This window comes from Chelatococcus sp. YT9, from assembly GCF_018398315.1.
GTDB lineage: Bacteria > Pseudomonadota > Alphaproteobacteria > Rhizobiales > Beijerinckiaceae > Chelatococcus.
The window spans coordinates 1,578,853-1,603,203 of record NZ_JAHBRW010000002.1; the positions used below are offsets into that span (position 1 = coordinate 1,578,853).

The window sequence follows — 24,351 nt, forward strand, 5'->3', positions numbered from 1 at the left end:
TGGCAAGAGGGAAGTCGCTTCATCTTCCCGCCGAGGCCTCATCGTTCACTTCGGCGCGTCATCGAGAGGCTGGCAGGCGCTCACGCTCAATTGAGACACGGCAAAATTGAGTGGCCGTGTATCGTCCGATATCTTGAGGGTCGCTGGCGACTGGATGTCTGAATCTGTCTGGAAGGTCAGTAATATGGCACCCTCCTTGGGTAACTGCGCGGCTGGAATGCATAGATCCTGAGGGCCCGGGTCTCTTGTCAGGTTCAGGGTAGCCACCGGGGCGCCGCCGACCAAAACATGAACGACCTTGCTTCTATCTTGCGGTCGGGGCAAGGCGTGCGCGGTCAGGGTGAGGCGTACGCCATCCGGAAAATCATCGCCAACGAGGCGGAAGACGAGGGTCGCCGCCTGGCCACTGGCCCAGGTACCCCAGCTTTCAGGTCGAGACCATCCATCCGCCAGGAGAAGAGTACCTGCCTCTCCGCCAGCAAAAGAAACCTCTTCGCCCTCGCGCAGGCCGAGTGCCAAGCGAATGTCTGCTGGCTCCTTCACTGGTTCTCCAGCGCAGACGAGGAGGGGAGTGCTCTTGTCGGCGATCGTGCGGCACGGAAGGCGCAGTGTGCTGTCTCCATAGCGATGCGCCAAAAGTGTTCGCAAAGCGAGCGGGATCGGGCCGACCGGGCTCACAAGTCCAGCCATCGCCAGCTCCGGTGCCGGCGCAGCAGGGGGGGGCTGCGGTGGCGTAACAAGATGCCAAGTGAGGCTTTTAAGGTCGAATGCGCAAAGCCCGTCCGTCAGATCATGCGCTTTCGCATACTCGTAAACCCGCCAGGAGTAGTCCGGCGACAGCGGATCGGTAAGGTCCCATCCCGGCGGTATGAAGGTATGCATGCCGAGCAGAGTTGGGAGATTGATCCTTTCGGCGATTAGCATCGCTTCCGTGCTGTGAATGTAATACTTCGTATTGACCGCCGACTCCCCGTCAGAACGATAGGGATTGATCGTGTAGAACGTTTTGCACTCGCGGGGTGGTTTTCGAATGTCGCCCAGCGCTTTGACGTCCGCAGCCTTTACACGCGCGATCGGAAAGCCGGAATATTGCTCGGCGAGAACGGCCACACCCATCAAGATCGCGGCCAGGCTGCTCCAGGGCGCGCGATATCGGGCGAAAGCGTCAAGCGCGATCGCCAAGGCGATAGCTCCAAATGTCAGCAGCAATAATTCGAAGCGCACGATGACGCGTACCGCCTTCGCGCCGGGCACGACGTAATAGACGATCCCCCACAACGTGAAGCCGCCAACCTGAATGAGCAAGACGAGGCCGACTGCCAACCCCACGAGCAAGCATCTGAAGGCGAAATCTTGCCGCGTTGGCAGGATTGCCGGAAACTTGAAGGCACCAATGAGCGCCAAGACGAGCAACAGGAGGTGGAGGGGAGTAAACCCTCGCCAGAGCTCGAACTCGCCGATGCCTTCGCCGACCGTCGCAAAGCGCAGGCTCTCGAACGTCGCGCTCCATATCGGATTATCCGGACCGACATTGATGACATCGACCAGGCGGGGTGCATTATGAATGACGGCCGAGAACTGATGCATCCCGGTTATCGCGGCTGTGGGGCCGTAAGTTAACCAAAGCGGATGAAGTCCCACTGCGAAGATCAAAAGGCCTGGAACGAGGACGAGCCAGCGGTGGCCAGCCGTCAATTCGCGAGCAATCCCCATCACCGATCGACTGTCGACCACGAGCGCTGCACAGAGCGTTATGATCATGAATAGGCCGGTCATCCAGAAGGTGTAGAAGGACGTCATCGGCCAACAGGCTAGCAGAAGACCAGTTAGGCAGCCCGTGATCAGGGCCGCCCGCCGACGTTCCTTCATCAGCAGTTCATGGATGCGGGCTATCAGGCAGAACAACAGCGGGGCATAGGCGACCGTTGTTAGCTGTGTATGCATGGTGCCGAGATATATGCCGTTCGCGATCGTAGCCAGCGTCGCGCCAAAAGCCGTTGCGGGAATGGATAATCCGAAATATCGGCGCATGAGCACCCAAGCCGCAAAAAAGCCCACCGCTCGCGTACCCGCGTGGGTCACTTCCATGGCCGCGAAGGGGTTGAGGCCCGCAAACCTAAGGATTGAATAGGGAATGCTGGCTAGAAAATAGCTGTCGTTGTATCCAAGAACGTTCTCATAAGGTGCAAACACGATAGGATTGCGCCACTCGTACCAGCCGCGGAATACTCCGAACCAGTGTTCTAATATGGATGCCTGGATAACGGGATCGAACCGGTCAAACGTGTATCGGAATGTGTCTGAGCCGATATGCGTTCTGTAGAAGTATAGTAACGCTATTGCGCACAAGATGAGAGCAAGACAAGCTTCAAGAGCCGTGGAACGCCCTGAAATGCCGCGCCCACGCGCAAGATAATCGCTCGTCCGCATCATTGCTGGATATCGACGCCGGAAGGCGGAATAGCGCCAGCTCCTGCGGCGGAGAGACTCCGCGACGAGAGAGGGATGCACGCCGAAAGAGCACCGCACGACCGCATAAGATTATTTGCCACTGCGTGAGAAATACCCGTGTAGCCACGAGTTCACGCTCCTGCCTACACCGTCCCAGCGCGCCGTGGCAAGTGACATCCCCTGCTCGCGGCGCATCAAAATATGCGGCCTGTCTCAACGTGGCATGCCGTCTTCTCTAGGCAAGGTCACAATCCGTGCGTCCGCTATCGCTATCCCCCGGGAATCACGCGGCGCGCAGTTCGAAGCCCGCGATTGTACTGCGCATCACGGGCGGAGCGGACCAGGCGGCGCGCAGATCCGGATTAAGTTCCGGCCAGCGCCGATCCGGGTCAGGCCATGGAATGGCCTCAACCAAGCTGCGCGTATAGGGGTGAGCGGGCTTTTCTATGACCTCGGCGGGGGGGCCGGCCTCCACGAGATGTCCTTCGTGCAGCACCAGCACATAGTCGGCGACATGATAGGCGGTCGCCAGGTCATGGGTGATATAGATCACCGAGATGCCATGAGCGGTGCGCAGCTCCTGCATATTCGCAAGGATGGACATGCGGAGGGACGCGTCGACCATCGACACGGGTTCGTCGGCGACGATCAGCTTCGGCTTCAGCAGGAGAGCGCGGGCAACCATCAGGCGCTGACGCTGACCGCCCGAGAGCTCATGCGGGAAGCGGCCGAGAATTTCGCCGGCACGCAGGCCCACGGCGGCGCAGGCTTCTTCCATCCGTGCATAAATGGCCTTCCGCCCTTGGGCGAGGCCAAAGCTGAGGAGAGGTTGCGCGAGGGTGCGATCAACCTTGTAGAACGGATTGAATGAGCCATAGGGATCCTGGAAAATCGCCTGGACGTCCCGACGATAGCGACGCGCCGCGTCACGCGAAAGCTGCGCCAGGTTGTGCCCGCGATAGAGCACAGCGCCAGCACTCGGCGTCTCGAAGCCGAGGACGAGGCGGGCCATCGTGGTCTTTCCCGAGCCCGATTGGCCGACGACCGCCACAATGCGTGGCGCGTCGCTCTCGAGCCGAAAACTGCAAGGCGCCAGGGCCGTCTTGGGCGGGCCCGCGAAAAGACCTCCGCCGAATGTCTTGCTGACTTTCTCGAAGGCAAGCAGGGGCTCCGTCGATCGCGACGGCAAGGCACCATCCGCTCTACCATCGGGCTCCTGGCGCGCCCCAAGTGTTGGCACGCTCTCGATGAGCATGCGCGAGTAGCTGTGCCGCGGCTGGCGGAACAGGCTGCGTACTGCAGCGTCCTCGACGATCAGACCGTCCTGCATCACGATCATGCGGTCGGCGACCTGTGCCATGAGGCCCATGTCATGACCGATGAGGATCAGGCCGCAACCCATTCGCTCCTGAACTTGCGTCAGGGTTTTCATGACCTGGCGCTGGGTGATGACATCGAGCGCGCTCGTCGGTTCGTCGGCGATGATCAGGCTTGGCTTCAATGCAATGGCAATGGCGATGCAGGCGCGCTGCTTCATGCCCCCGGAGAGCTGATGCGGATAGCGCATGGCAACCGCTTCTGGCAGACCGACGCTCGTGAGCACCTCCGCCACAAGCGTATCCTGCGCGGCCTTCGCGAGAGGCCCGCCGTGGTCGGTCACGCCGTCCAGAATCTGCTCCCGGATGCGGAGCACCGGGTTCAGCGCATTCATCGCGCCCTGCGGAACATAGGAGACGTGGCGTAGACGCGCCTCACGGATCGCGCGCCCTTGCAAAGACAATAGATCCATCTCGCCGAGATGCGCGGTACCGCCCGCGATGCGGCCGGGCGGCTTGATCATACGCATGAGCGCGAGCGCCGTCGTTGTCTTGCCGGAACCGGATTCGCCGACGAGCCCGACGCGTTCGCCTGCCGCGACGTCGAATGAGACGTTGCGCACGGCATGGACGACTTTCGTGGCTGTGTAGAAATCGATGCTGAGATCCCGCACGGAGAGGAGCGGAGCTTGGAGGAGGGGGGCTTGGAGGAGAGGAGCTTGTCCGGCATCCATGGCGTCATGCCCTCCTTCGCAGGCGCGGATTGGCGAGTTCATCGAGGCCCGCATTGATGAGATAAAGACCGACAAAGAGAACGATGAGGATTCCGACCGGTGGGAGGATCCACCACCACAGCCCCCGCAGGAAGGCCGAGAACTCCATGATCCAGAATATTGTCATGCCCAGCGTCGGCTCGTTCTGTGGGCCGAGACCCATCGCCTCCAGCCCGACGCTGGCGAGAATCGCGGCCGCGACCGCGGTGACAAAGGAGGAGACAAGGAAGGGCAGAAGATTGGGCGCAATCTCGAAGAAGATGATGCGCAGCGGGCCAAGGCCCGAGAGCTTCGCCATATCGACATAGCCCGATGATCGCATCACAAGCATCTGGCTGCGGACCTGCCGGGCGGGGCGGCGCCACGCGAGTGCAGCGACGATGAGTGCCATCCCGACCGAGGTGAGGCCCGTCTGCACCACGGCGGAGATCATGACGAGGAAGAGGATGGCAGGAACCGTCAGCAGCACGTCGACGCACCAGGTGATAATGCGGTCCGTCGTGCCGCCGAAATAGGCGCTGATGAAGCCGATCGCACTGCCGACCACGACGCCGAGCCCGCCTGCGATGACGCCTGTTCGGATGGTGAGCCAGGTACCCTCGATCATCACCGCCATGAGGTTGCGGCCTTGCGGATCTGATCCAAGCGGCAAATCCGGGCCGGGTGGTGCGGCAGGCGGCGCTGAGAGGGGCGCGGCAAGCTTCACGTCCATGATGAGCCGGCCAAAAAGGGTGAAGGCACCGAGTGCAAGGATTAGCCCAAGGCCCATCACAAGGGAGGGATTGCGCAGGAGGTAGCGACCGCAGGCCAGCATCTTCCCGTGGAACGAACCCCAGTCGGCCTCTTCGGCGATCTGCACGACACGATCTGACATGGCTCAGGCCTCCACCCGCACGCGTGGATCGAGCAAGGGATAGATCAGGTCCACGATGAGCATCGACAGGGCGACCGTCAGCGTCAGGATGAAGACGATGCCGTATATCGTCGGGAAGTCGTAAAGCTTGATCGAGTCGAGTAACAAGGTGCCGACGCCGGGATACGCAAAGACGATCTCGACGAGAACTGCACCAGTGACAATCTGACCGAAATAGAGGGCAAGAGCAGTGACTTGCGGGAGTACCGCGTTGCGCATGCCGTAGCGCAGGAAGAGGCGGCCGGGGCGAAGGCCCTTTGCGTCGGCAAAGGTCATGTAGTCCTCGCCTTCGACCGTCACCATCATGCCGCGCATGCCGATGGCCCAGGTGCCGATCGAAGCGATGATGATGGACAGCGCAGGCAAGATGGAGTGGTACAGCACTTCCAGCGCGAAATCCCACGACCAGTCGGGAATGGAGATGATGCCGTAGCCGCCGGAGAGGGGGAACCAGCCGAGCTTGGCAGCAAAGAAGTAGATGAGTACGAGACCGATCAAATAGAACGGGATCGCCGAGAAGACCATCATGAGCGGCGACAACACCTGCAGTATGCGGCTGTCGCGCTTCCAGGCGGCAGCGGCGCCGAGCAATGTTCCGAGAATGAAGGCGATCAATGTCGTCGTGACCATCAGGCCGATCGTCCAGGGCATCGCCGCGCCGATCAGCGCTGAGACTCGCACGGGATATTGCGTGATGGACTGGCCGAAATCGAACGTGAATACATCATGGAGATAGCTCAAATACTGCTGCCAGAGTGGTTTGTCCAAGCCGAACTTGACGTTGAACGCTTCGGCCATTTCCTTGATCTTCGCCGGATCGACGCCGGATGTGCCCGCCATTTGCGTGAGCTTTTCGGCGATTGGATTCTTCGGCGCGATCCGAGGGATGAAAAAATTGATCGTGCCAGCAGCCCAAACAACGGCCAGCACCATCACGAGACGACGCGCTATCAGGCGAAGGGGCACGACTGCCTCCGTGTCCGCACGATGATTGATCAGGATGCCGGCTTAAGCTTCGGCATGACATAGCCAAAGCTTCCGGACGTATACCAGAAGCTCGGCTGCATATAAGGATCCTCCTCGCTCGGCCAGCCCGTCCAGTAAGTCTGGTTCATGGGAACGCGGTGGTACCATTCCGAAATGGGTGCCTCGACAGCTTCGCGCATCCAGATTTCCATCGCCGCTTTGACGAGATCCATCAAGCGCGGATCATTAGGCGGCACTTTTGCGGCCTCATCGACGATCTTGTCGTAATCGGCATTCGACCATCGGGCAGGCAGGAGGATCGGTTGCCCCACCGGCAGGGCATTGCGGCTGTGGTAGTTTTCCAGCGTCGCATAGGGATCGCTGATCGAGCCGCGATGGCCGAAGAGGCATAGATCGTATTTGCCGTCTCGCATGATCGCGCGGCTTTCTGGGGTGGAGCGGAAGCTCGCGTCGACCCCGGCGTTCTTCAATTGCTGGGCGACGACCGGCCCGATCGCATTCAGAACCGGGATTGCCTCAATCACGGCCGACAGCGGCTTACCGTCCTTCGCCCAGATGCCGGCATCGTTCTTCGTATAGCCCGCCTGCTGCATCAGCGCGTCGCCCTTGGCCTTGTCAAAATGGCCAATGCCGTATTTGTCCGCGATGGGGCGGATTGCGTCGATGTAGGGTTTGAGCGAGCCAAAACCGGGATAGGGATCGTATTTTGCCTCGCTCGCGCCGGCATAGGCGGTATCGATGAGTTGCTTACGGTCGAGATAATGGTTGAGAGCGCGGCGAACATTGACATCAGCCCATTTCTCGCTCTTGTGATTAAAATAGAGCGAGGTCGGCCACCAGTCCTTCGCTCCATAAGGCGAGTTCTTACCTGTAAAAGTCGTAATCTTCGGGTTCTGGGTGACGAGTTGCTTCATCACCTCACTGATCTGGATGTCGTTGACGATATCGACTTGGTTGGCTGCGACGAGCTGGGCCATCCGATCCCGGGTGCCGCCAGGGATCGTGATGACGCGCTCCATGGCGGGCATGGTCGCAAGGCCAGCCTTTGTCGCCCACCATTCCGGCCGCCTGTCCATGAAGATCTGATTGTCTGTGAAGCGCGTTACCTTCCACGGACCGGTGGTGAGAGGCCAGCCCTTGGCGACGTCAAAAAAGGAGAATGCCGCCGGGTCGGATATATCGCGCCAGACATGGGCCGGCAGCCATTGCAAGCCGATATCGAAGTAGTTGATCAGATACTTGAAAGCAAAGCGCGGGTCGCCTTTGTTGAGATCGATTTTCACAGTCAGCGGGTCGAGCTTGGAAACGGCTTTCACTGCCTCGGCGACGCCGGACGATTGTGTGAGATCGCGCTTCCCCTTGCCGTTCGCCATCAGCATCTCAAGCGTATAGACGACATCATCGGCGGTGAAGGGCTTGCCGTCGCTCCAGGTGACGCCGTCACGCAGCTTCACCGTGAACGAGGAATAGTCATCGTTGTTGTCAAGGCCAGCGGCAACCCACGGAATGACCTCATTCTTGTTGGAGTTGTAGTAAAACAGCGGCTCAAACATGTTGATGATCGAGCCGCGGAAATCTTCGTTATTGATCGAATAGGGGTTGGCTTGGCCGACGTTGCGATAGACCGGTGCCTCAGCCTGAACGGCGACGATCAGGGTCTTGTTGCGGGCAACACTGCCAGGCGCCTGGCTGAACGCGGCCTTCGGGGCGGCGACGCTCAGGGCGGCCATCGAGACGGCGAGGCTATTGAAACTCCGGCGGGTAATCATGCTGTTCCTCCTCGATCGGCGCTCCTGTCACGCGGAGCTTTTCTTACGAATTCTTTTGAATGGCGGAGCCTCGATCGTTACTCGGCGGCGTGCCTTCGTGAAGCGTTGGGACGCCATGGAATGTGAGCGCCGCCTGTGACCTGGATCGTCGCGCCCGTGACGAATGATGCGGCATCAGAAGCGAGATAGAGCGCCGCCCCGACGATATCATCGGGTTGTCCCGCGCGGCCGATCGGATTGGCGGTGGCCGCAACCGCCTGCCATGCCGCCGGGTCACGGCGGCGAAAGGCGTTGCGATCGGTCTGAACGAGGCCCGGGGCGATATTGTTGACAGTAATGCCATATGGAGCGTTCTGGACGGCGAGATTACGGACGAGATTCTCCAGCGCGCCCTTCGTCATGGCATATATAGGCATCTCGCCGGAAGGGGCCGTCTCCTGAACACTGCCGATAGTGACGACACGCCCCCAGCTTTGGTCGCGCATGAAGGGCAGGACGCCCTGAAGTATCGCGATATTTGACAGCACGTTGATCTGGAGCTGCTGCATGACATCGGCGTGGGATTGCTCAAGGAAGTCCTTGTGAATCTGGATGGACGCGCTGAGCACCAGAATGTCTATGCCCCCGAGTGAAGCGATAGCTTCTGCGGCGACCTGCTCTGCGCATCCGGGCAGCGTGAGATCTCCTTCGACAGTCGCGGCTATGCCCCCGGACTTTGCGATTTCGCCCCGCAGGCGATCCGCGGCATCGGCAAAGCCAGCGCGGTTGTCGGCCTGCGCGCAGTAATTCAGGGCGAGTCTCGCACCACATGCGGCGAAGCCACGCGCGATGGCGGCGGCGATGCCGCGGCTGGCGCCGGTCACCAGCACGCGACGGCCTGTGAGATCCGCCGTGAGAGGCATGGCCGCGGCAGAGGTGCGGATCGGAATGGTCATGCGTCACCTCCTGCGCCAGCGATGCCGGCAAGGCTTGCCGGGCGTGTCAAGTTTTGTGTCGTATGGCGCGCGAGGACCTGCCGATCAGGCTCTGTCCCGAACCCTGGCAAGGGATCGATCGCGATCACGCCTCCCGCGATCTGGCCGGCTGCGCCGCGGATTTCATCAAAGAGCGGGCTCTCGCGCACCTGCCGTTCAAGAATGAGGAAGGAGGGGAGTGCCGCTGCCATCTGGAGGCTGATGCGATCAAGCACCGGACCGACGGGATTGTGCAGGCTGACGGCGACACCGGATGCGGCCGCCAGTTCGAGAATTGCCAGTCCAGAGCGCAGGCCTGTCCAGCGCAGGTCCGGCAGGATGGCGTCGCATGTGCCGCGCACGAGGAAATCGCGGGCTTCGGTCATCGTCGCGAGCTGCTCGCCGCCGGCGATCCTGACCCCGCGATCATTCGCAAAGCTGCGCAACGCCCTTGCCGTTTCGCCGTCGAAGGCGTGCTCGTCAAGAGGCTCTTCGAACCAGAAGAGAGATGCCCCGTCGACGGCGCGCAGCGCCTCCCGAGCCATTACCGGTGAAAGGCGTGAGTGGCAGTCCACGAGCAGGGCCGCATCTGGCCCGATCGCTTCGCGCACGGCCTCGATCCGCGCGATGCCGTCAGCGAGCAAACGCTGGCCTGTGGCGTAGTCGGCGCGCGCCCAGTTCAGGCCATCGAACGGGGCGATCTTGACGGCCGTATAACCGTCCATCGTTACGACCTCGCGAGCGCGCGCGGCAAAGCCCGCGGGGCTGCGGTCAGCAATGCCGCGGTTGATATTGGCGTAAACGGGGATGCTCATGCGCTCGGGGCCCCCAAGGAGCGCTGCGAGCGACAGGCCCGCGCGGCGGGCGAGCGCATCAAGAACCGCCTGCTCCACCGCGCGCATGACAATTGTTCGGGCCAGGGATGCATGCGCCACGCGCAAGCGGCCGACAATCTCCGCGGGGCCGGCGAAGCCTACCCCGAGGAGCAGCGTGTTGGCGTGGGCGATTTCCGCGAGAACGGCTTCTTCCGCGCCGGCGAGCGTCGCTTCCCCCCAGCCTGTTGTGCCCTCGGCCAGGGTCAGTTCGACGATGATCCAGTGTGTCTTCTGCGAAACTGCCACGAGGTGGGCATGCAAGGTCTGGATCACCAGCGGCTTAGCCCCGTCCATGGACATTTTCTCTCCCCGCGTGTTATTAGTTCCATATCATGAGACTATTGCGATTGATGTCAACTTGATTTCTCATTTATGCAGATCTGAAACGGGAGACCGATGTGACGGAGCCGGCAAGTGAGACGGAGCAGGACGGTGATGTCCCGGGCGCGCAAGCTTTGTTGCGGGGGCTCGATGTCTTGCTCGCCATCGGAACGGCGCCGCAGCCGCCGCGCTTCCGGGACCTCGAGAAGTCCATCGGCATCCCGCGCGCGTCATTGCATCGGCTACTGGCTGCGCTGGCCAGCAGGCGCCTGATTCGCCATGATGACCGCACGCGCACCTATCATGTCGGGATGCGCGTGCTCGAGCTTTCGCGCCGCAGCCTCGATCAGAGCGGCATCATCCGCGCTGCCAAGCCCGAACTCGCCCGTGTCGCGCGCCTGCTGCAGCGTACGATCTGCGTGATGGTTCTCGATAATGAGGACGTCTTCGTTCTCGATTTCGAGGATGCTGATCCATCCTATGGGCGTCTGGTGCGCTTCTGGCCGCGCTCACGCGCCATCGAAAGCGCGGCGGGGCGCTCCTTGCTCGCCGCCCTTCCAGAAGATCGCTGTGACGCCTTCCTCAAGGGGCTGCTATCGCAGCCGCCCCTTGAAAAAGCGGCGATGGACAGGCTACGGGCCGATCTCGGCGTAGCCAAGGCTCTCGGTTATGCGGTGATGACGCGCGAGCCGGTCTCCGGGCGAGCCGGCGCAGCATCGGCTATCCTCGACGAGACGGGTTATCCCATCGGCGCCTTGGCCTGTCTGTTCGAGACCGATCAGGTTGCTGCGGAGGACCTCCATGATGCGGGCCGTGCCCTCGTCGAGGCGGCGCGCCGCGCCTCCGGCCATATCGGGATGGGCTACGCAACGCGCCCTGTTCAGCCGCGACCGGAGAGGCAGGTTGGAAGCCAAGTGGAGGTCTTGCCAACGGGACGCGACTTCGTGGGTGAGAATCCGGTCTGGAGCCATACCCGCAGGCGCCTCTATTGGGTGGACGTGCTGGCGCCGGCGCTCCGCTGGTGGGACCCGGCGAGGCGTGAGGCAGGACGCATGGAGCTTCCACGCTTGACAGCGGGCATTGCCTTTGACGATCAGGATCGCCTGATCGCCGCCGGTCAACATGGGTTGTTCCTGCTGGACACCGACAATGGTTCGGAGCGCCGGCTCGTCGATCCCGAGGCGGACCGTGTCGATAACCGCTGTAACACGGTCGGCGTCGACGCCAAGGGCCGGCTGTGGGTCGGGAGCATGGCCATCAATCACGAGATCGGGCGCGGTAGCCTCTATGCGGTGGAAGGAGATCTCGCCGTACACCGCCGCATCGATAAGGTGGGGATGGCTAAGAATGTTGCCTTCGATACCAGGAGCGAGCGGCTTTACTTCGCCGATTCGGCAAACAGTGTCGTTCTTGCTTTCGACTATGATTTGGAAAGCGGCCTGATCACGAATAGACGCGAGTTCCTGGACGCCACCGTGTTGCCGGGCAACCCGAATGGGATAACCGTAGATGCGGAGGATCATCTCTGGGTCGCGTGCCTTGGCGGCTGGCGCGTATGCCGCTATGCGCCCTCTGGCCGCCTCGCCGAGGAGATCATTCTGCCTGTCCCGATGCCGACCAACTGTGCCTTCGGCGGCGATGACCTTTCAACGCTTTACGTGACATCGACATGGATTCGCCTCCCGGCCGGTCTCTCCGCTCAAGCGCCGGCCTCCGGTCAGGTGCTCGCGATCCGCACCGGCACACGCGGCCAGCCGAGCCGGCGCTTTCGCGAAAGCGCCGTGGAGGTGCACCGCTCATCCGATTGAAGCACTGAACCTCAGCCGTCATGCCGGGCTGTCCCGGCTATCCCGAGAGGTGCGGTCCTCTGCAGTCCCGGTCCATGGGCAATATGGCAGCAGCCGCGTTGCCGTCCGCGGGTGAGGGGAGGCGCCTCACCTCGCAGCTGTTTCCCTTCTCCCTCTCCAGCCGGGAAGAGGCCCGGGGCGGCCTGCTTGGTCTCAGGCCAGCCGGACCGGACTATCCTGGCGTATCAGTCCGGCCGCCTTCAGCTCGTCCCAGAAGCCCATGGGGATAGGGAGCTGGATCATCTCCGCGGCCTGTTTCACTTCCTCTGGCGAGCTGAAGCCCGTGGCGACACTCGCAACGAGTGTATGTCCTAGCGCGAACTGCAGCGCGGCGGCGATCAAGGGAACGCCGTGGCGCTCACAAATAGCTTCGATGCGGCGGGTGCGGTCGAGAATGTCAGCCGGCGCGTCGGTATAGAAATATTTCGCCCCGTCGCGTGCGCCCGTTGCGAGTATCCCCGAATTGAAGGGCGCGGCCGCTATCACCGATATGCCCTCGCGCTCACATCGGGGAAACAGCGTATCGAGCGGCGTCTGTTCCAGCAGCGTGTAGCGCCCCGCGAGCATGAAGCAGTCGAACTGTCCGGCATCGGCAAAGCGAACGAGGATGTCGCTATCGTTGACGCCGACACCGATGGCTTTCACCTGGCCGGATCGCCGCAATTCATCGAGGGCGCGGTAGCCGCCCCCCATGACTTCATCGAAGCGCCGATCGACTTCGTCTCCGTGCCATCGCCTATTCACGTCATGAATGAAGACGATGTCGAAGGCGAGGAGTCCCATGCGCTGCTGGCTGTCCTCGAGCGAGCGCATGACCCCATCATAGCTGTAGTCGAACACGACCTCGAAGGGCAGCGGATCGACATACATGCTTTGGGGCCTGACACCGCTCGCCGGCGGGCGCAGGAGCCGGCCTATCTTCGTCGAGAGAACGCACTCCTCGCGCCTGTCGCGTAGAGCGTCGCCCAGGCGACGCTCGGCGCGCCCGAGACCATAGAAGGGCGCGACGTCGAAATAGCGTAGGCCGCAATCGAGCGCCGCGGCGACGGTCTGCTCGGCCTCAGCATTGCTCAGGCTGCGATAGATGCCGCCCAAGGGCGCTGCGCCAAAGCCCAGCACCGAAATGTCGAGCCCGCTGCGACCAAGTGGCCGCGTTGGCAGCAGCCCTTCGTTCGCAGGCGATCGTGTCATGGTCATCATACGCCCTGCTTCATGCGCACCGTCACGCCCGCTTTCTCCTCGCGCAGGCGCAATATTGAGGTCACGTCGAGGTCGGCAAGCCCGGAATTCTTCGCTTCCCGAAGGGTGGCATGGGCGGCGGCACCAACGGGTGTCTCGACGCCGAGGGCTTCGCCCATGGCGATGGCGAGGCGCTGATCCTTCTCGCCCAGCTTCACCATGAAACCGGCGCTGAAGTCGCCAGACAGGCCCTTTTTCGGCAGCGCAACGGCGAGCTGGTTGTTCCACGCCATCGTCGTGCGCATGACGTCGGTCATCAGCTCGAGAGAGAGCCCCGCCTTCGTGCCCATGACGAGAGCCTCGGTCGTCGCGGAGAGAATGGTCGCGGCGAGGAAATTGTTGGTCAGCTTCAGGGCCTCTCCCATGCCGAGCGCGCCGCAGTGGAAAAGGTCCGCACCCATGCAATGGAGGATGGGACGCACCCGTTCGATGGCGGCCGTGTCCCCGCCCACCATCAATGTCAAGGTGCCGGCGATCGCGTGATCGACCGTCTTGCCGACGGGGCTGTCGACCATGACGATACCTTTTGCGGCCAGTGCCGCGCCGACCCGGCGCGTCACGGCCGGGTCGATCGTGCTCATATCGATGAGGACCGAGCCCGGCTTCATCACGTGGATGAGCCCACCTTCGCCTAGGACTGCCTTTTCCACGTCGGGCCCGTCGGGCAGCATGGTGATGACGACATCGGCCCCCTCGGCGACGTCGCTGAGCGAGCGCGCCGCCTCACCGCCCGCCGCGACATGGGCTTCGATGGCGGCCGGATTGAGGTCGAAACCCTTGACCACATAGCCTTTGCGCAGAATGTTGCGCGCCATCGGACCGCCCATCGTGCCAAGCCCGAGAAACCCGATTCTATCCATCTTTACTGTCCTCTTCGGCTCGACGCCGTTGCTCACTTCTTGACTGTCCAGCGCTCACGCTCCCATGTCGGGAGACCACGCAGATCGCTCGCGTCGCTTGCCGTGAAAGCGCTCATTTCCGGCTTCGAACCGGCCATCTCATAGGCTTGGCGCATCAGCGGCGCGGCCTTGCCGACATTGTCGAGCACAACACTCCATTCGAGAGGCGCCGGGATGAGCTTGCCTTCCACCATGAACTTCGATGTCTCGACGATGGCACCGACGTCCCCCTGGGTCGGCCAGATCCAGCCGCGTTTGAAGAGCACCTCGTCTCCAACCACCTTGGCGCCGAGGTCGGATGGCAGTCCCCAATATTTTTCCACGCTGTCCGATATCGCAGCCGGCGACATACCGCCGAGAGCATCAACCGCTTCCTGCATGGCTACCATGAAGGCGACCGCGAGCTTCGGATTCTGCTCAAGCAGACTGTCACGCGCCATCCAGAAGGATCGATGGAGATAATATCCATCGGGGTAGAAGGCCGACTTTTTGACCGATTCCAGGAGATGTCCAGCGCCTTCTCCGGCCGGACCCTTGTAGTGATCCTCCGTATAACCGAAGGAATTGACGATCCCGACCGTGCCCACCTCCTTCTGGGCCTTGAGAAAGGCCGGATAGATGAGGACCGCCGCATCCATGCCGCGTGGAATGGTGGCGGCCTGCGCCTGGGTCGGCGTGTTGATCATCTTGATGTCGAAGTCGCGCGGATTGCCCGACCCAAGTTCCGCGAGAATGATCTGGGAAAACGCGTTGTAGGGGTCGCCACCAAGAAGTGCGCCAACGGTCTTGCCCTTGAGATCCTGAATGTTCCGGATGTTGGAATCGGCCCGGGTCGCAACGACGAAGCGGAAATGGCCCTCGCCCACATTGAGGACGCTCCAGGGCTGCTTGGCCGCGAGGCCACGAATGATTGGCGTGTTGCCCCACATGCCGAGGTCGAGGTTATTACTGACGAATGCTTCGACCATGGGCTGCGCAGACGGGTAGTCGCGCCAGTCGACCGTGAGGTCGTAGCCGAGCTCCTTCGCTTTCTTTTCGAAAGTCTTGTTGTTGATCATATATTGTGTTGTCGGCGAATTACCCGCGGCCCAGGGCTGACGGCCGATTGAAATCTTGGCTTCTTGCGCCCGCGCAAGGTGCGGTGCGGCGACTAGCGCCGTACCTGCGGCAGCTGCGGTGGCGATGAAGCGCCGCCGGGAAAATTGTTTCTCTGTCATGCCTTGTCCCTCCCTTGTCCGCTTCGTGCGGTGTTCATTATGAAGTTCAGTGCCTGTCTATCGTCGCCTCATAGGCCTCATGGCGGATGAGCTGCCAGATGTCGTCCGCGAGCTTCTGGAACTCCGCTGTCGCGCGCAGGCTCTCGCGGCGAGGTCGCGGCAAATCGATCGTCATAAGCGTTTTGATATGTCCCGGATTGTTGCTCATGACCGCGACGCGGTCGGCCAGAAAGACAGCTTCATCGATGCCATGGGTAATGAAGACGACCGTCTTGCGCTTGGCGCGCGGTAAATCTTCTCCCCAGATGCGCAGCAGTTCTTCCTGAAGGATCAGGCGCGTCTGCGCATCGAGCGCGGCAAATGGCTCGTCCATGAGCAAGACTTCAGGCTCGTTCGCAAGCGCCCGCGCGAAAGCGCAGCGCTGGCGCATGCCGCCGGAGAGTTCATGCGGATACTTCGCTTCTGAGCCCGTCAGCGAGACAAGATCGATATAATGGCGCACAAGCTTGTCGCGCTCAGTTGCGGGCATCGGCGCCGACGCCCTGTAGCGCGGGCCGAATTCGATATTCTCGCGCACGGTTTTCCACGGAAAAAGCGCATAGTCCTGGAAGACCACTCCCCTTTCGGCCCCGGGCGCGCGAATGGGCTTGTCGTCCATCGTCAAGCCGCCCCGGGACGGTGCGGCGAGCCCGGCGATCATATTCAGGATCGTGCTCTTGCCACAACCGGAGGGCCCAACGATGCACAGGAACTCGCCCTGGAAAATGTCCAGAGACACGTCGGAGATTGCGAGCGTGCGCTGGCCGGTCCGCGGCGCAATATATTCCTTCGTGATCCCCTCAAGGCGGATCTTGGGTACCGCTAAATCTAACGCTTCCATGGGATCATCCAGTGTTCGATAGCGCGTATGCCGCGATCAATGACCAGCGCAACCAACCCGACGCCGATCATGCAGACGATTATACCGGAGAGATCGACGCTGTAGGCGTAGAACACGAACATCATCTGGCCGATGCCGCCTGAGGAGCCTCCGCCGGCCTTTGCGCCGACGGCGAGCTCGGCGGCGATGATCGATGTCCAGGCCATGCCGAGCGCGAGCCGCGCGCCGACGAAGAGATTGGGGAGCGCGCCCGGCAGAACGATGGTTCTCAGGATCGTGGCCTTGCCGACGCCGAGCGTGCGCGCTGCCCGGATAAGCCCCTGGTCAATGCTGCGCACGCCGTGAATGGTGTTGACGAGCATCGGAAAGAAGGCCGCATAGCCGACGATGAAGGCCGCAGCTGGCGTTCCCGTGCCGAACCATAGGATGGCGAGGGGCAGCAGCGCGATGGGCGCGATTGGCCGGAAGCTCTCGACGATCGGATCAAGGTTGCGACCCACGGGCTCGAAGGCTGCCATGGCTGTTCCGAGGACGAGCGCGAGCGATGCGGCGCAAGCGAAGCCAAGGAGAACGCGCTGCAGGCTTTGGATCATCGCAAGCGGGAGCTCACCGCTGGACAGAAGCTGCCAGCCCGTGGCGACGACCTCGGCTGGAACCGGCATGCGGCTCGTCGAGGCGTAAGTCATGGCCGCGATCTGCCAGACAGCGAGAAGCAGTAGAGGCAGGACGAAGGGCTTGTAGCGGAGCTGGAGGTTCACGCGACAGTCCCCCCCGCCTGCGACCACGGCGTCAGCCGGCTTTGGAGGCCTCGCAACAGCCGGTCGAAGAGATAGCCGAGAAGACCGATGATGAAGACGAATGCCAATACTTTCGGAGTCATCAGCAATTCCCGGTACCACTCGATGGCGAAACCGAGCCCCGATGGCGCACCGATAAGTTCAGCAGCAACCATTGCCATCCAACCCGCGCCGGCTCCAAGCCGGGCGCCCACCAGAATATTCGGCAAGGCAGCCGGCAGAACAACGTGGCGCACGATGGAGTGCTGGTTGACGCCGAGAACCCGGGCGGCGTGGATCAGGCCGGGATTGACGGATGTGACGCCGACGACAGTATTGATGACGATGGGGAAAAAGGCGCCATAGAACATGATTGCTGTCGGCAGAGCTTCGCCAACACCCAGAATGAACATGCCAAGCGGGATCCAGGCGATACCGGAGATCGGCCGCAGCAGCTCGATAAGGGGATCAACGAGTTCGAAGACGGTACGATAGAGGCCCATGGCAAAGCCGAGGGCAATTCCACATATGAGCGCAAGCCCGAAGCTCACCGCGAGCCGAGATAAGCTTGCCGCTACATTGCTGAATATTTCTCCATCGGCAAAGAGTTCAAGCAAGGCCTCGAAGCTGTCGAGCGGCGAAGGCAGAAGAATAGGGTTGGCCACCCACATCGAGCCGAGATGCCAGACCACAAGGAACACGGCCATCGAACGCAGATAGACGAGGAAGGCGCTCAGCCAGCCGAGCAAGCGCACCATTGCAGGCGAGGGCCAAGCAGCACGCGAATTGGCATAGGCGCGCATGTCCTTGGCCGCTGATGCGGCGATGCCGTTGTCTTGTCGAGCCGCCAATGGGCTCCTCCCAAACGATTTTTGTTGAATTGCGAAGAATGGTACCGGTATCATTCGACAACGTCAAGCGACGAGAGTATGCGACAGGCATGGTCGATGTCTCGGAACCTCCAGGGCGCGGAATGAAGCGCGCCGGCATTCGCGATGTGGCGCGGCTCGCAGGGGTCGCGCCGATGACCGTTTCGCGCGCCATCTCCTTTCCGCATCTCGTGTCTGAAGAAACGCGCAAGAAGATCTCGGTTGCCATCGCGGCGACCGGCTATATTCCGAACCGCGTGGCGAGCAGCCTGTCGTCAAACCAGACGATGACCATCGGCGCGGTTATTCCAACCCTGCGCAACTCGATCGCTGCCGATTTCGCCGACGGTTTCGGCCATGTTCTCAAGGCGCGCGGTTATCATCTGCTCCTCGGCAACAGCGAATTCGCACCGAAGGATGAAGAGACCATCGTCGCTGAATTCCTCGCCCGGCGGGTTGACGGCATCTATCTGACAGGCGCGACCCATACCACCAGGACCCGCAAGATGCTGCGGGACAATGCGATTCCGACAGTTGAGATCGCGATCCTGCCGCAGGATCCCATCGATATGGCCGTCGGCTTCTCAAATTTCGACGCAACCTATGACGTCACCCGCATGTTGGCCGAGCAAGGTTACCGTAAGGTGGCGCTCTTCACGACCTTCACGAAGGACAATGAGCGGCAGAGCGAGCGACAGGCAGGATACCGTGCTGCGGTGCGCGATTGCGGGCTCGATCTTGATCCCGGCTTAGTCGTGGAATTGGAGATGAGCCTGAAGGCGGGTGGCCGCGAACTGCGCGCACTGATCGATCGGCGGCCGGACGTCGAGGCGCTGTTTTGCACCGGTGACTATATCGCCGCGGGCGCGCTGTTTGAGGCGCAGCGTCTCGGCATTCGCGTGCCGGAGGACCTCGCCCTCGCCGGTTTCGAGGGTTTGGAAATCGCCGAAAATCTCAATCCGTCGCTCACGACGGTGCGGATCCCGCGTTTCGAGATCGGCGCTCGTGCCGCCACAATGCTGCTCGACCGTGTGGCCGGGTTGCCGGTCGAACAGCGCGTCGTCGACATGGGATTCGAGATCATCAGGCGTGGCTCGACGGCTGCAACCGGCCGGAACGCGCCGGCTGTGGCCAAGAAGAAGGCGAGGGGAAAAGCAACGTGAGGGCCGTCACACAGGCAATAGACGTGCTGGGCGAATCGCCGGTTTGGTCGCAGTGCGAAGAAGCACTTTATTGGGTCGACATTCGCGCGCCGTCCGTGGCCAGACTTGACGCAAACGGCGTTGTGACGCGGTGGCCGCTGCCCGAGCTCGCGGGTGCGGTGATGTTGCGTCGTGGAGGAGGGCTTGTTCTGGGACTGAAGTCCGGCCTTTATGCGTTCGATACCGCCACCGCGGCTTTGCTGCCGCTGCTGCCGGTGGAGGAAGGCCACGCGGATAATCGCATCAATGACTCGCGATGCGACGCGCGAGGGCGCATCTGGTTCTCGACGATGTGGGATTTCGGACGCGCCACCACGGGAAGCCTCTATTGCGTCGGTCCTGGTGTGTCCTGCAAAAGGGTCCTTGACGGCTTGACAGTTCCCAACGCGATCTGTTTCTCCCCGACGGGCGACAGGGCCTATTTCGCCGATTCCTCACGCGGTGCGATCGAGTGCCTGGATCTCGATGTCGATACCGGTGAGATCAAGGGGCGAAGGCCATTCGTCCCGGCCGGCGTGGCGCCCGGCAAGCCCGATGGCGCGACCGTCGACGCGGAAGGCTTCGTCTGGAACGCGCGCTTCGGCGCGGGCCGCTTGGCGCGCTTCTCGCCGGATGGACGCCTTGACACGCTCGTGTCATTACCTGTCTCCAATCCCACCTCCTGCAGCTTCGGCGGGCCGGGGCTGCGCACGCTTTTCGTCACCACCGCGACGCAGGGTCTTACCCCGCAGCAGCGGGAGGCGGAGCCGCTCGCCGGCGCGGTGCTCGCCTTCGAGCCCGGCGTTGCAGGGCTTCCTGAGCCCTTCTACGCCGGCTGATCGCGACGACTGACAACAGTGACGTCCAAAGGAAGAATAGAATGGGGAAGGTTCAAGAAGTGATGCAGGGTGACACTGCGAGCTTCCTTGGTTTTCCGCGCGCGCACGGCCGGGCGGGTGTTCGCAATGGCTTGCTCGTGCTCGGGATCAACGGGTTGATCGCGCCCGCGGCCCATCGCATCGCGGCGGCCTTGCCCGGGAGCACATGTGTTGCGACACCCTACGGGCGGGGCCAGCTTGGGCCCGACAAGGCCATGCATACCGCGCAGCTGGTCGGTCTCGGTTGCCATCCCAACATCGGTGCGACATTGATCGTCGGCGTCGACAGGCCGAGCGCCGACGGCCTCGGCGCGGCTATCACGGCGCGGTCCGGCAAGCCCCTCGCTATCATCACGCTCGATGATGTCCATGAGGACGCGCTCCTGCTCACGGAGCGCGGCATTCGCCTTGGGGGCCGGCTCACGCGCGACCTGTCGGAGGAGCGCCGCAGCATGGTGCCCGTCAGCGATCTGTTCATCGGCATCGAATGCGGACATTCGGATGCAACCTCCGGCATCATAAGCAACCCCCTCGTCGGTGCGATCGCCGACAGCCTCGTTGATCTGGGCGGCACGGCTGTCATCGGCGAAACGCTCGAATGGCTGGGGGCGGAGCATGTGCTCGCCGAGCGCGCCGCTGATGCAATCGTCGGCGCAGCTGTGGTCGCTGCCGTCACCCGCCGAGAGCAGGAGGTCGCTGCGCTCGGCGTCGACCTGCTCTATAACAACCCCGGCCATGAGAACGTGCGCGGCGGGCTCTCGTCAATCGAGGAGAAATCGCTCGGCGCGATCGCCAAGGCGGGCGAGCGACCCATCCGATCCGTGCTCGACTTCGCCGAACCGCCATCGGCGCCCGGGCTGCATGTTATGGACGGGCCGGGCTTCTCCCCAGAATCGTTGACGGGCTTCGCTGCCGCTGGCGCGCAGATCATGCTGTTTACAACCGGTCCTGGAAACAGCTTCTGCAGCCGGCTCGCCCCGACGATCAAGATCAGTGGCCATCCCGGCACCGTCCGCGTGCTCACGGAGCAGATTGATTTTGATGCGAGCCCGCTGTTCCGTGGCGAGAAGGCTGCAGATGCCGTCGCGGCCGAGCTGTTCGACCTGATGCTTGCGGTCGCCTCGGGCACTGCGACCTGGGGCGAGATTTTCGGCGAAGGCGACGAGTGCTTCGCCCGCTTTGGAGGATCATTTTGATGGCCGCCATCCATGCGCCCAAGACCGGCGAAGCCTGGGATGCGATGGCGATCCATCCTGACGACACGGTCGCCGTGGCCTTGCGGGACCTTGCCGGAGAGGCGCAGGTGCGGATTGGTGGGAGTATCCATAAGGTCTTGCTCCGCGAGCCCATCCCCCTCGGGCACAAACTGGCGTTACGCAGTCATGGGATCGGCGAAGCTGTCCTGAAATACGGTCAGTCGATCGGGACCGCGACAGCGGCAATTCCCGCCGGCGCCCATGTCCATGTGCATAACATGGCGAGCCGTCGCGCGCGTAAGATGGACTAGCGTCGCCGCAGTGAGACCGGCCTGTCTCCTTGGGTTACTCACGCGGCAGTCCGCTTAACGGGCAGGGCCAGCTGGAATCAACGCAGGGCCTCGATGCAGCGGGAGAGTAATGCAGCCGCTTCCTCGTGGCGCTGCGCGATAGTCCAGGCGCCATGAGGCAGGCTGAGCGCGGCCACATAGCCGGCAGGGGTTGGCAGGCTGGCGACAGCGAGACCGGCAAGCTGAGGATGAGGCTGCAGCAGCGTGATGGCACGGGGGACGGTATCAGGAGGCGGGACGCTGAAGTCCACGAGCGGCACGGAGAGGCCTGTCCCTGCCGCCTTGAGGACGGCTTCCTTGGCTGTCCAATACTGATGGAACAGAATATCACGCCGGACTCGCGGGGCAGCCTCGATGGCGGCCGCCTCCATTGGGCTGAACCATTCACGCGCAAGCACCAGCGCGTCGCTGCCCGCGATTTCCTCAATATCGATTCCAGCCGGACAATCGGCCGTCGCCACAGCGACATACGTCCCAGAATGGGCGAGGCTGACATGTATGCCGTCCTCTTCGCAGACCCATTGCCCGCTCGTCTTGCGAATGAGCGGAACAGCAGCCGGGTGGCGCCCGATCTTCATGCCGAGCGCTGCGCGCAGCAGCCCATGCGCCGTCACGAAGCGGCCGCGGTCGGCAGCATGGCGAAAGCCTTCGGCGCGCGTGATCTCGCTCGGTGCGAGAACGTCGGTGAGCGCGGCGAGCTTCGCCGCATCGGTCTCGACAGACGCGAGGGTGACTTCGGCATGGAACGTCTTCATGAATGCCAGACCCCCGCGTCATGCGATTTGCGATCATAGGGTGAGTTGCGACCATCGCAAAAGACCGGTCTTTGTCGTCAGCCATTGGTGCCAGCCGGCGACCATCACTGGCAGCCAGGACGCGGCCCTTCTGCCCGATCAGGTAAGCCCGAACACGGTGGCCGACATCTATGTGGACGCTGACGCAACTGAGTACACCTGATGTGGCGAGACGCAGGGATGCGCTTCGCAGCGTTTGATAATATTCCTCGATCTTACCGACGCGTAATATTACGATCGACAAGAATAAGTGTCACCCCCGCGACCAGGCCGCAAATCCCCGCCACGACGGCCGCCACGGAAAATCCATCGGCGAAGGCCTGCGAGAGCATTGCCCGCAGCACGCTATGCGCCACAGCCAGCTCCGGAGCCGGCGCATGTCCTTTCATCAGGTGCGCTGCTACGGCTGAGGCGTCCGCGACGGCGTGGGATGAAAGATTGCGGGTGAGGGAGGTGACGGCGCGCTCGCTCATAAGAGACCCAAGCAGGGCGATCCCCACTGTCATGCCACTTTGGCGCAGGGCGTTCATCATCGATGAGGCAGCGCCCGTTCGCTCGCGTGGCGCTGCCATCATGACGGCGGTTCCCGTGGAGGGGACCGCAAGTCCCATGCCGCAGCCAAGCAGCGCGAAGAGAAAGGCTATCGTCCCATAAGGCGTCGTTGGAGTGAAGGTGCTCATCGCCAACATCGCGAGGCTGATCAAGGCATATCCCAGCAGCATCAGGCGGGGGATGCCGAAGCGCCCCGCCAGCCAGCCGAAGTTCGACGACATAATCGCCATCGCCATGAACACGGGCGACATGCGCCATCCCGTGGCTGATGCCGACCATCCTTGCGCCTGCTGCAGAAAGAGGGAGAAGAAGAAAAGGCTCGTATAAGCCGAGAATCCCAAGACAAATGAGATGAAGTTGATATTGGCGAAGCTCGGATCGCGGAACAGATCAAGCGGCAGCACGGGCCGCGTTACCCGCATTTCGATGATGAGGAAGGCCGGTAAGGCGACTGCGGCGACAAGAAAAGCCGTCAGCGTGGCCGGAGCTGTCCAGCCGCTGCTGCCGACGCTGATCAGCGCGTAGGTCAAGGCTCCGAGGAACAGGATGCTGAGCACTTGGCCCCACGGATCGAGAGCCGCATGCGTTGGATCGGAACTCTCGGCGATGCCACGTATGCCAAGGCTGATCGCGAGTATGCCTATCGGTATGTTGATCAGGAAAATGCTGGGCCAGCCGACGTTGTCGACCAGCAGACCGCCCAGCATCGGTCCAAGCACCAGTGAGACGGCACCAAATGAAGACCAGCCGCCAATCACGTGGGCGCGCTCCCGCGGATCGCTGAACGCCTGGGTTAGTATCGACAGCCCGCCGGGAACAAGGAGAGCGCCGCCGACGCCCTGCGTCGCGCATCCTGCGATGAGAACCGCGAGGCTAGGCGCTGCCGCCGAAACTGCGGACCCGAGCGTGAACAGTCCAACCCCCAGGAGCCAAATCCGTTTGCGGCCGTAGCGATCCCCCGCGGAGCCTGCCGAGAGCATGAAAGAGGATAGTGAAAGCGCGTATGAGCCCACCACCCATTGCAGGCCAGCCAGATCCGTCCGCAATGCGACCTGTATCGCGGGCAGGGCAACGGTCACGATGCTGATCGCGAGGGTTGCCATGAAGGTGCCGAGATAAACAGCTGCGACGAGGATGGTTCGCTGAGGAAGGGACATGAAAAATGCACGTCGTCCGAAGGTATCCAGAGGTGTTAGGGATGATAAGCGGGCGCGTCAATTAAAATGAAACCGGCGCGAGATTATCGCTTGTGCCTCAGATCGAAATTTTCAACGGAACGTTCCAGGGAATTGCATCAGCGATGTAATGCTTGCGT

Annotated in this window: 21 protein-coding genes; 6 read left to right on the plus strand and 15 right to left on the minus strand. The window is 62.1% G+C overall.

Translation table 11 applies throughout. From position 1 onward, the window contains the following. Window positions 1–45: 45 nt before the first annotated feature. The 7 genes from KIO76_RS27185 to KIO76_RS27215 all read right to left on the minus strand — a co-directional run bounded on the left by KIO76_RS27185 (window position 46) and on the right by KIO76_RS27215 (window position 10,331). On the minus strand, window positions 46–2,193 hold the full coding sequence (locus KIO76_RS27185; RefSeq protein WP_213326684.1) for a hypothetical protein: 2,148 nt from the start codon (window positions 2,191–2,193) through the stop codon (window positions 46–48). A gap of 541 nt (window positions 2,194–2,734) precedes the next feature. Beyond that, window positions 2,735–4,501, minus strand: coding sequence for an ABC transporter ATP-binding protein (locus tag KIO76_RS27190; protein ID WP_213326685.1), 1,767 nt, complete (start codon window positions 4,499–4,501; stop codon window positions 2,735–2,737). 4 nt (window positions 4,502–4,505) lie between these two features. Next, on the minus strand, window positions 4,506–5,414 hold the full coding sequence (locus tag KIO76_RS27195) for an ABC transporter permease (protein WP_213326686.1): 909 nt from the start codon (window positions 5,412–5,414) through the stop codon (window positions 4,506–4,508). Window positions 5,415–5,417: 3 nt separating this feature from the next. Continuing rightward, a complete protein-coding gene (locus KIO76_RS27200) occupies window positions 5,418–6,419 on the minus strand; it encodes an ABC transporter permease (protein ID WP_213326687.1) in 1,002 nt (333 codons plus the stop codon). Between the two features lie 29 nt (window positions 6,420–6,448). After that, window positions 6,449–8,209, minus strand: coding sequence for an ABC transporter substrate-binding protein (locus tag KIO76_RS27205; RefSeq protein ID WP_213326688.1), 1,761 nt, complete (start codon window positions 8,207–8,209; stop codon window positions 6,449–6,451). A 77-nt stretch (window positions 8,210–8,286) separates the two neighbouring features. Continuing rightward, entirely contained in the window at window positions 8,287–9,144 is an 858-nt protein-coding gene (locus tag KIO76_RS27210) for an SDR family NAD(P)-dependent oxidoreductase (RefSeq protein WP_213326689.1), read from the minus strand. Beyond that, window positions 9,141–10,331, minus strand: coding sequence for a mandelate racemase/muconate lactonizing enzyme family protein (locus KIO76_RS27215; RefSeq protein ID WP_213326690.1), 1,191 nt, complete (start codon window positions 10,329–10,331; stop codon window positions 9,141–9,143). Before KIO76_RS27215 ends, KIO76_RS27210 begins: the two co-directional genes overlap by 4 nt. 104 nt (window positions 10,332–10,435) lie before the next feature. On the opposite strand from KIO76_RS27215, the gene KIO76_RS27220 reads away from it, so the two are divergent. After that, complete coding sequence (locus tag KIO76_RS27220) at window positions 10,436–12,166, plus strand: SMP-30/gluconolactonase/LRE family protein (protein WP_213326691.1); 1,731 nt, start codon at window positions 10,436–10,438, stop codon at window positions 12,164–12,166. Between the two features lie 192 nt (window positions 12,167–12,358). Here KIO76_RS27220 and KIO76_RS27225 read toward each other — a convergent pair whose 3' ends face one another. Genes KIO76_RS27225 through KIO76_RS27250 form a run of 6 tightly spaced genes read right to left on the minus strand, consistent with a single transcriptional unit; the run spans window position 12,359 to window position 18,067 of the window. After that, window positions 12,359–13,402 (minus strand): aldo/keto reductase, encoded by a 1,044-nt coding sequence (locus KIO76_RS27225; protein ID WP_249730061.1) that lies wholly within the window; start codon window positions 13,400–13,402, stop codon window positions 12,359–12,361. Further along, a complete protein-coding gene (locus tag KIO76_RS27230; RefSeq protein ID WP_291975920.1) occupies window positions 13,402–14,340 on the minus strand; it encodes an NAD(P)-dependent oxidoreductase in 939 nt (312 codons plus the stop codon). The genes KIO76_RS27225 and KIO76_RS27230 overlap by 1 nt, the downstream gene beginning before the upstream one ends. Continuing rightward, a complete protein-coding gene (locus KIO76_RS27235; RefSeq protein ID WP_213326693.1) occupies window positions 14,337–15,560 on the minus strand; it encodes an ABC transporter substrate-binding protein in 1,224 nt (407 codons plus the stop codon). The genes KIO76_RS27230 and KIO76_RS27235 overlap by 4 nt, the downstream gene beginning before the upstream one ends. A 46-nt stretch (window positions 15,561–15,606) precedes the next feature. Beyond that, a complete protein-coding gene (locus KIO76_RS27240; RefSeq protein WP_213326694.1) occupies window positions 15,607–16,440 on the minus strand; it encodes an ABC transporter ATP-binding protein in 834 nt (277 codons plus the stop codon). Beyond that, the gene (locus KIO76_RS27245) at window positions 16,428–17,198 is read right to left on the minus strand and encodes an ABC transporter permease (protein ID WP_213326695.1); all 771 of its coding nucleotides are present in this window, start codon (window positions 17,196–17,198) and stop codon (window positions 16,428–16,430) included. Before KIO76_RS27245 ends, KIO76_RS27240 begins: the two co-directional genes overlap by 13 nt. Further along, a complete protein-coding gene (locus tag KIO76_RS27250; RefSeq protein WP_213326696.1) occupies window positions 17,195–18,067 on the minus strand; it encodes an ABC transporter permease in 873 nt (290 codons plus the stop codon). Before KIO76_RS27250 ends, KIO76_RS27245 begins: the two co-directional genes overlap by 4 nt. 38 nt (window positions 18,068–18,105) lie before the next feature. On the opposite strand from KIO76_RS27250, the gene KIO76_RS27255 reads away from it, so the two are divergent. Genes KIO76_RS27255 through KIO76_RS27270 form a run of 4 tightly spaced genes read left to right on the plus strand, consistent with a single transcriptional unit; the run spans window position 18,106 to window position 21,651 of the window. Beyond that, on the plus strand, window positions 18,106–19,248 hold the full coding sequence (locus KIO76_RS27255; protein ID WP_213326697.1) for a LacI family DNA-binding transcriptional regulator: 1,143 nt from the start codon (window positions 18,106–18,108) through the stop codon (window positions 19,246–19,248). Then, window positions 19,245–20,105, plus strand: a complete 861-nt coding sequence (locus KIO76_RS27260; protein ID WP_213326698.1) for an SMP-30/gluconolactonase/LRE family protein — start codon at window positions 19,245–19,247, stop codon at window positions 20,103–20,105. Before KIO76_RS27255 ends, KIO76_RS27260 begins: the two co-directional genes overlap by 4 nt. Before the next feature lie 41 nt (window positions 20,106–20,146). After that, window positions 20,147–21,340 (plus strand): UxaA family hydrolase, encoded by a 1,194-nt coding sequence (locus tag KIO76_RS27265; protein WP_213326699.1) that lies wholly within the window; start codon window positions 20,147–20,149, stop codon window positions 21,338–21,340. Further along, on the plus strand, window positions 21,340–21,651 hold the full coding sequence (locus KIO76_RS27270; RefSeq protein WP_213326700.1) for a UxaA family hydrolase: 312 nt from the start codon (window positions 21,340–21,342) through the stop codon (window positions 21,649–21,651). The genes KIO76_RS27265 and KIO76_RS27270 overlap by 1 nt, the downstream gene beginning before the upstream one ends. Before the next feature lie 77 nt (window positions 21,652–21,728). Here the strand turns inward: KIO76_RS27270 and KIO76_RS27275 are convergent, their stop codons facing one another. Continuing rightward, window positions 21,729–22,445 (minus strand): 4'-phosphopantetheinyl transferase family protein, encoded by a 717-nt coding sequence (locus tag KIO76_RS27275; RefSeq protein ID WP_213326701.1) that lies wholly within the window; start codon window positions 22,443–22,445, stop codon window positions 21,729–21,731. Between KIO76_RS27275 and KIO76_RS27280 the strand changes: the two genes are divergently transcribed. Beyond that, window positions 22,444–22,647, plus strand: a complete 204-nt coding sequence (locus tag KIO76_RS27280) for a hypothetical protein (RefSeq protein WP_213326702.1) — start codon at window positions 22,444–22,446, stop codon at window positions 22,645–22,647. The two genes, KIO76_RS27275 and KIO76_RS27280, sit on opposite strands and share 2 nt — an antisense overlap. A 52-nt stretch (window positions 22,648–22,699) precedes the next feature. On the opposite strand, the gene KIO76_RS27285 is transcribed toward KIO76_RS27280, so the two are convergent. Next, complete coding sequence (locus tag KIO76_RS27285; RefSeq protein ID WP_213326703.1) at window positions 22,700–24,193, minus strand: MFS transporter; 1,494 nt, start codon at window positions 24,191–24,193, stop codon at window positions 22,700–22,702. Between the last annotated feature and the right edge of the window lie 158 nt (window positions 24,194–24,351).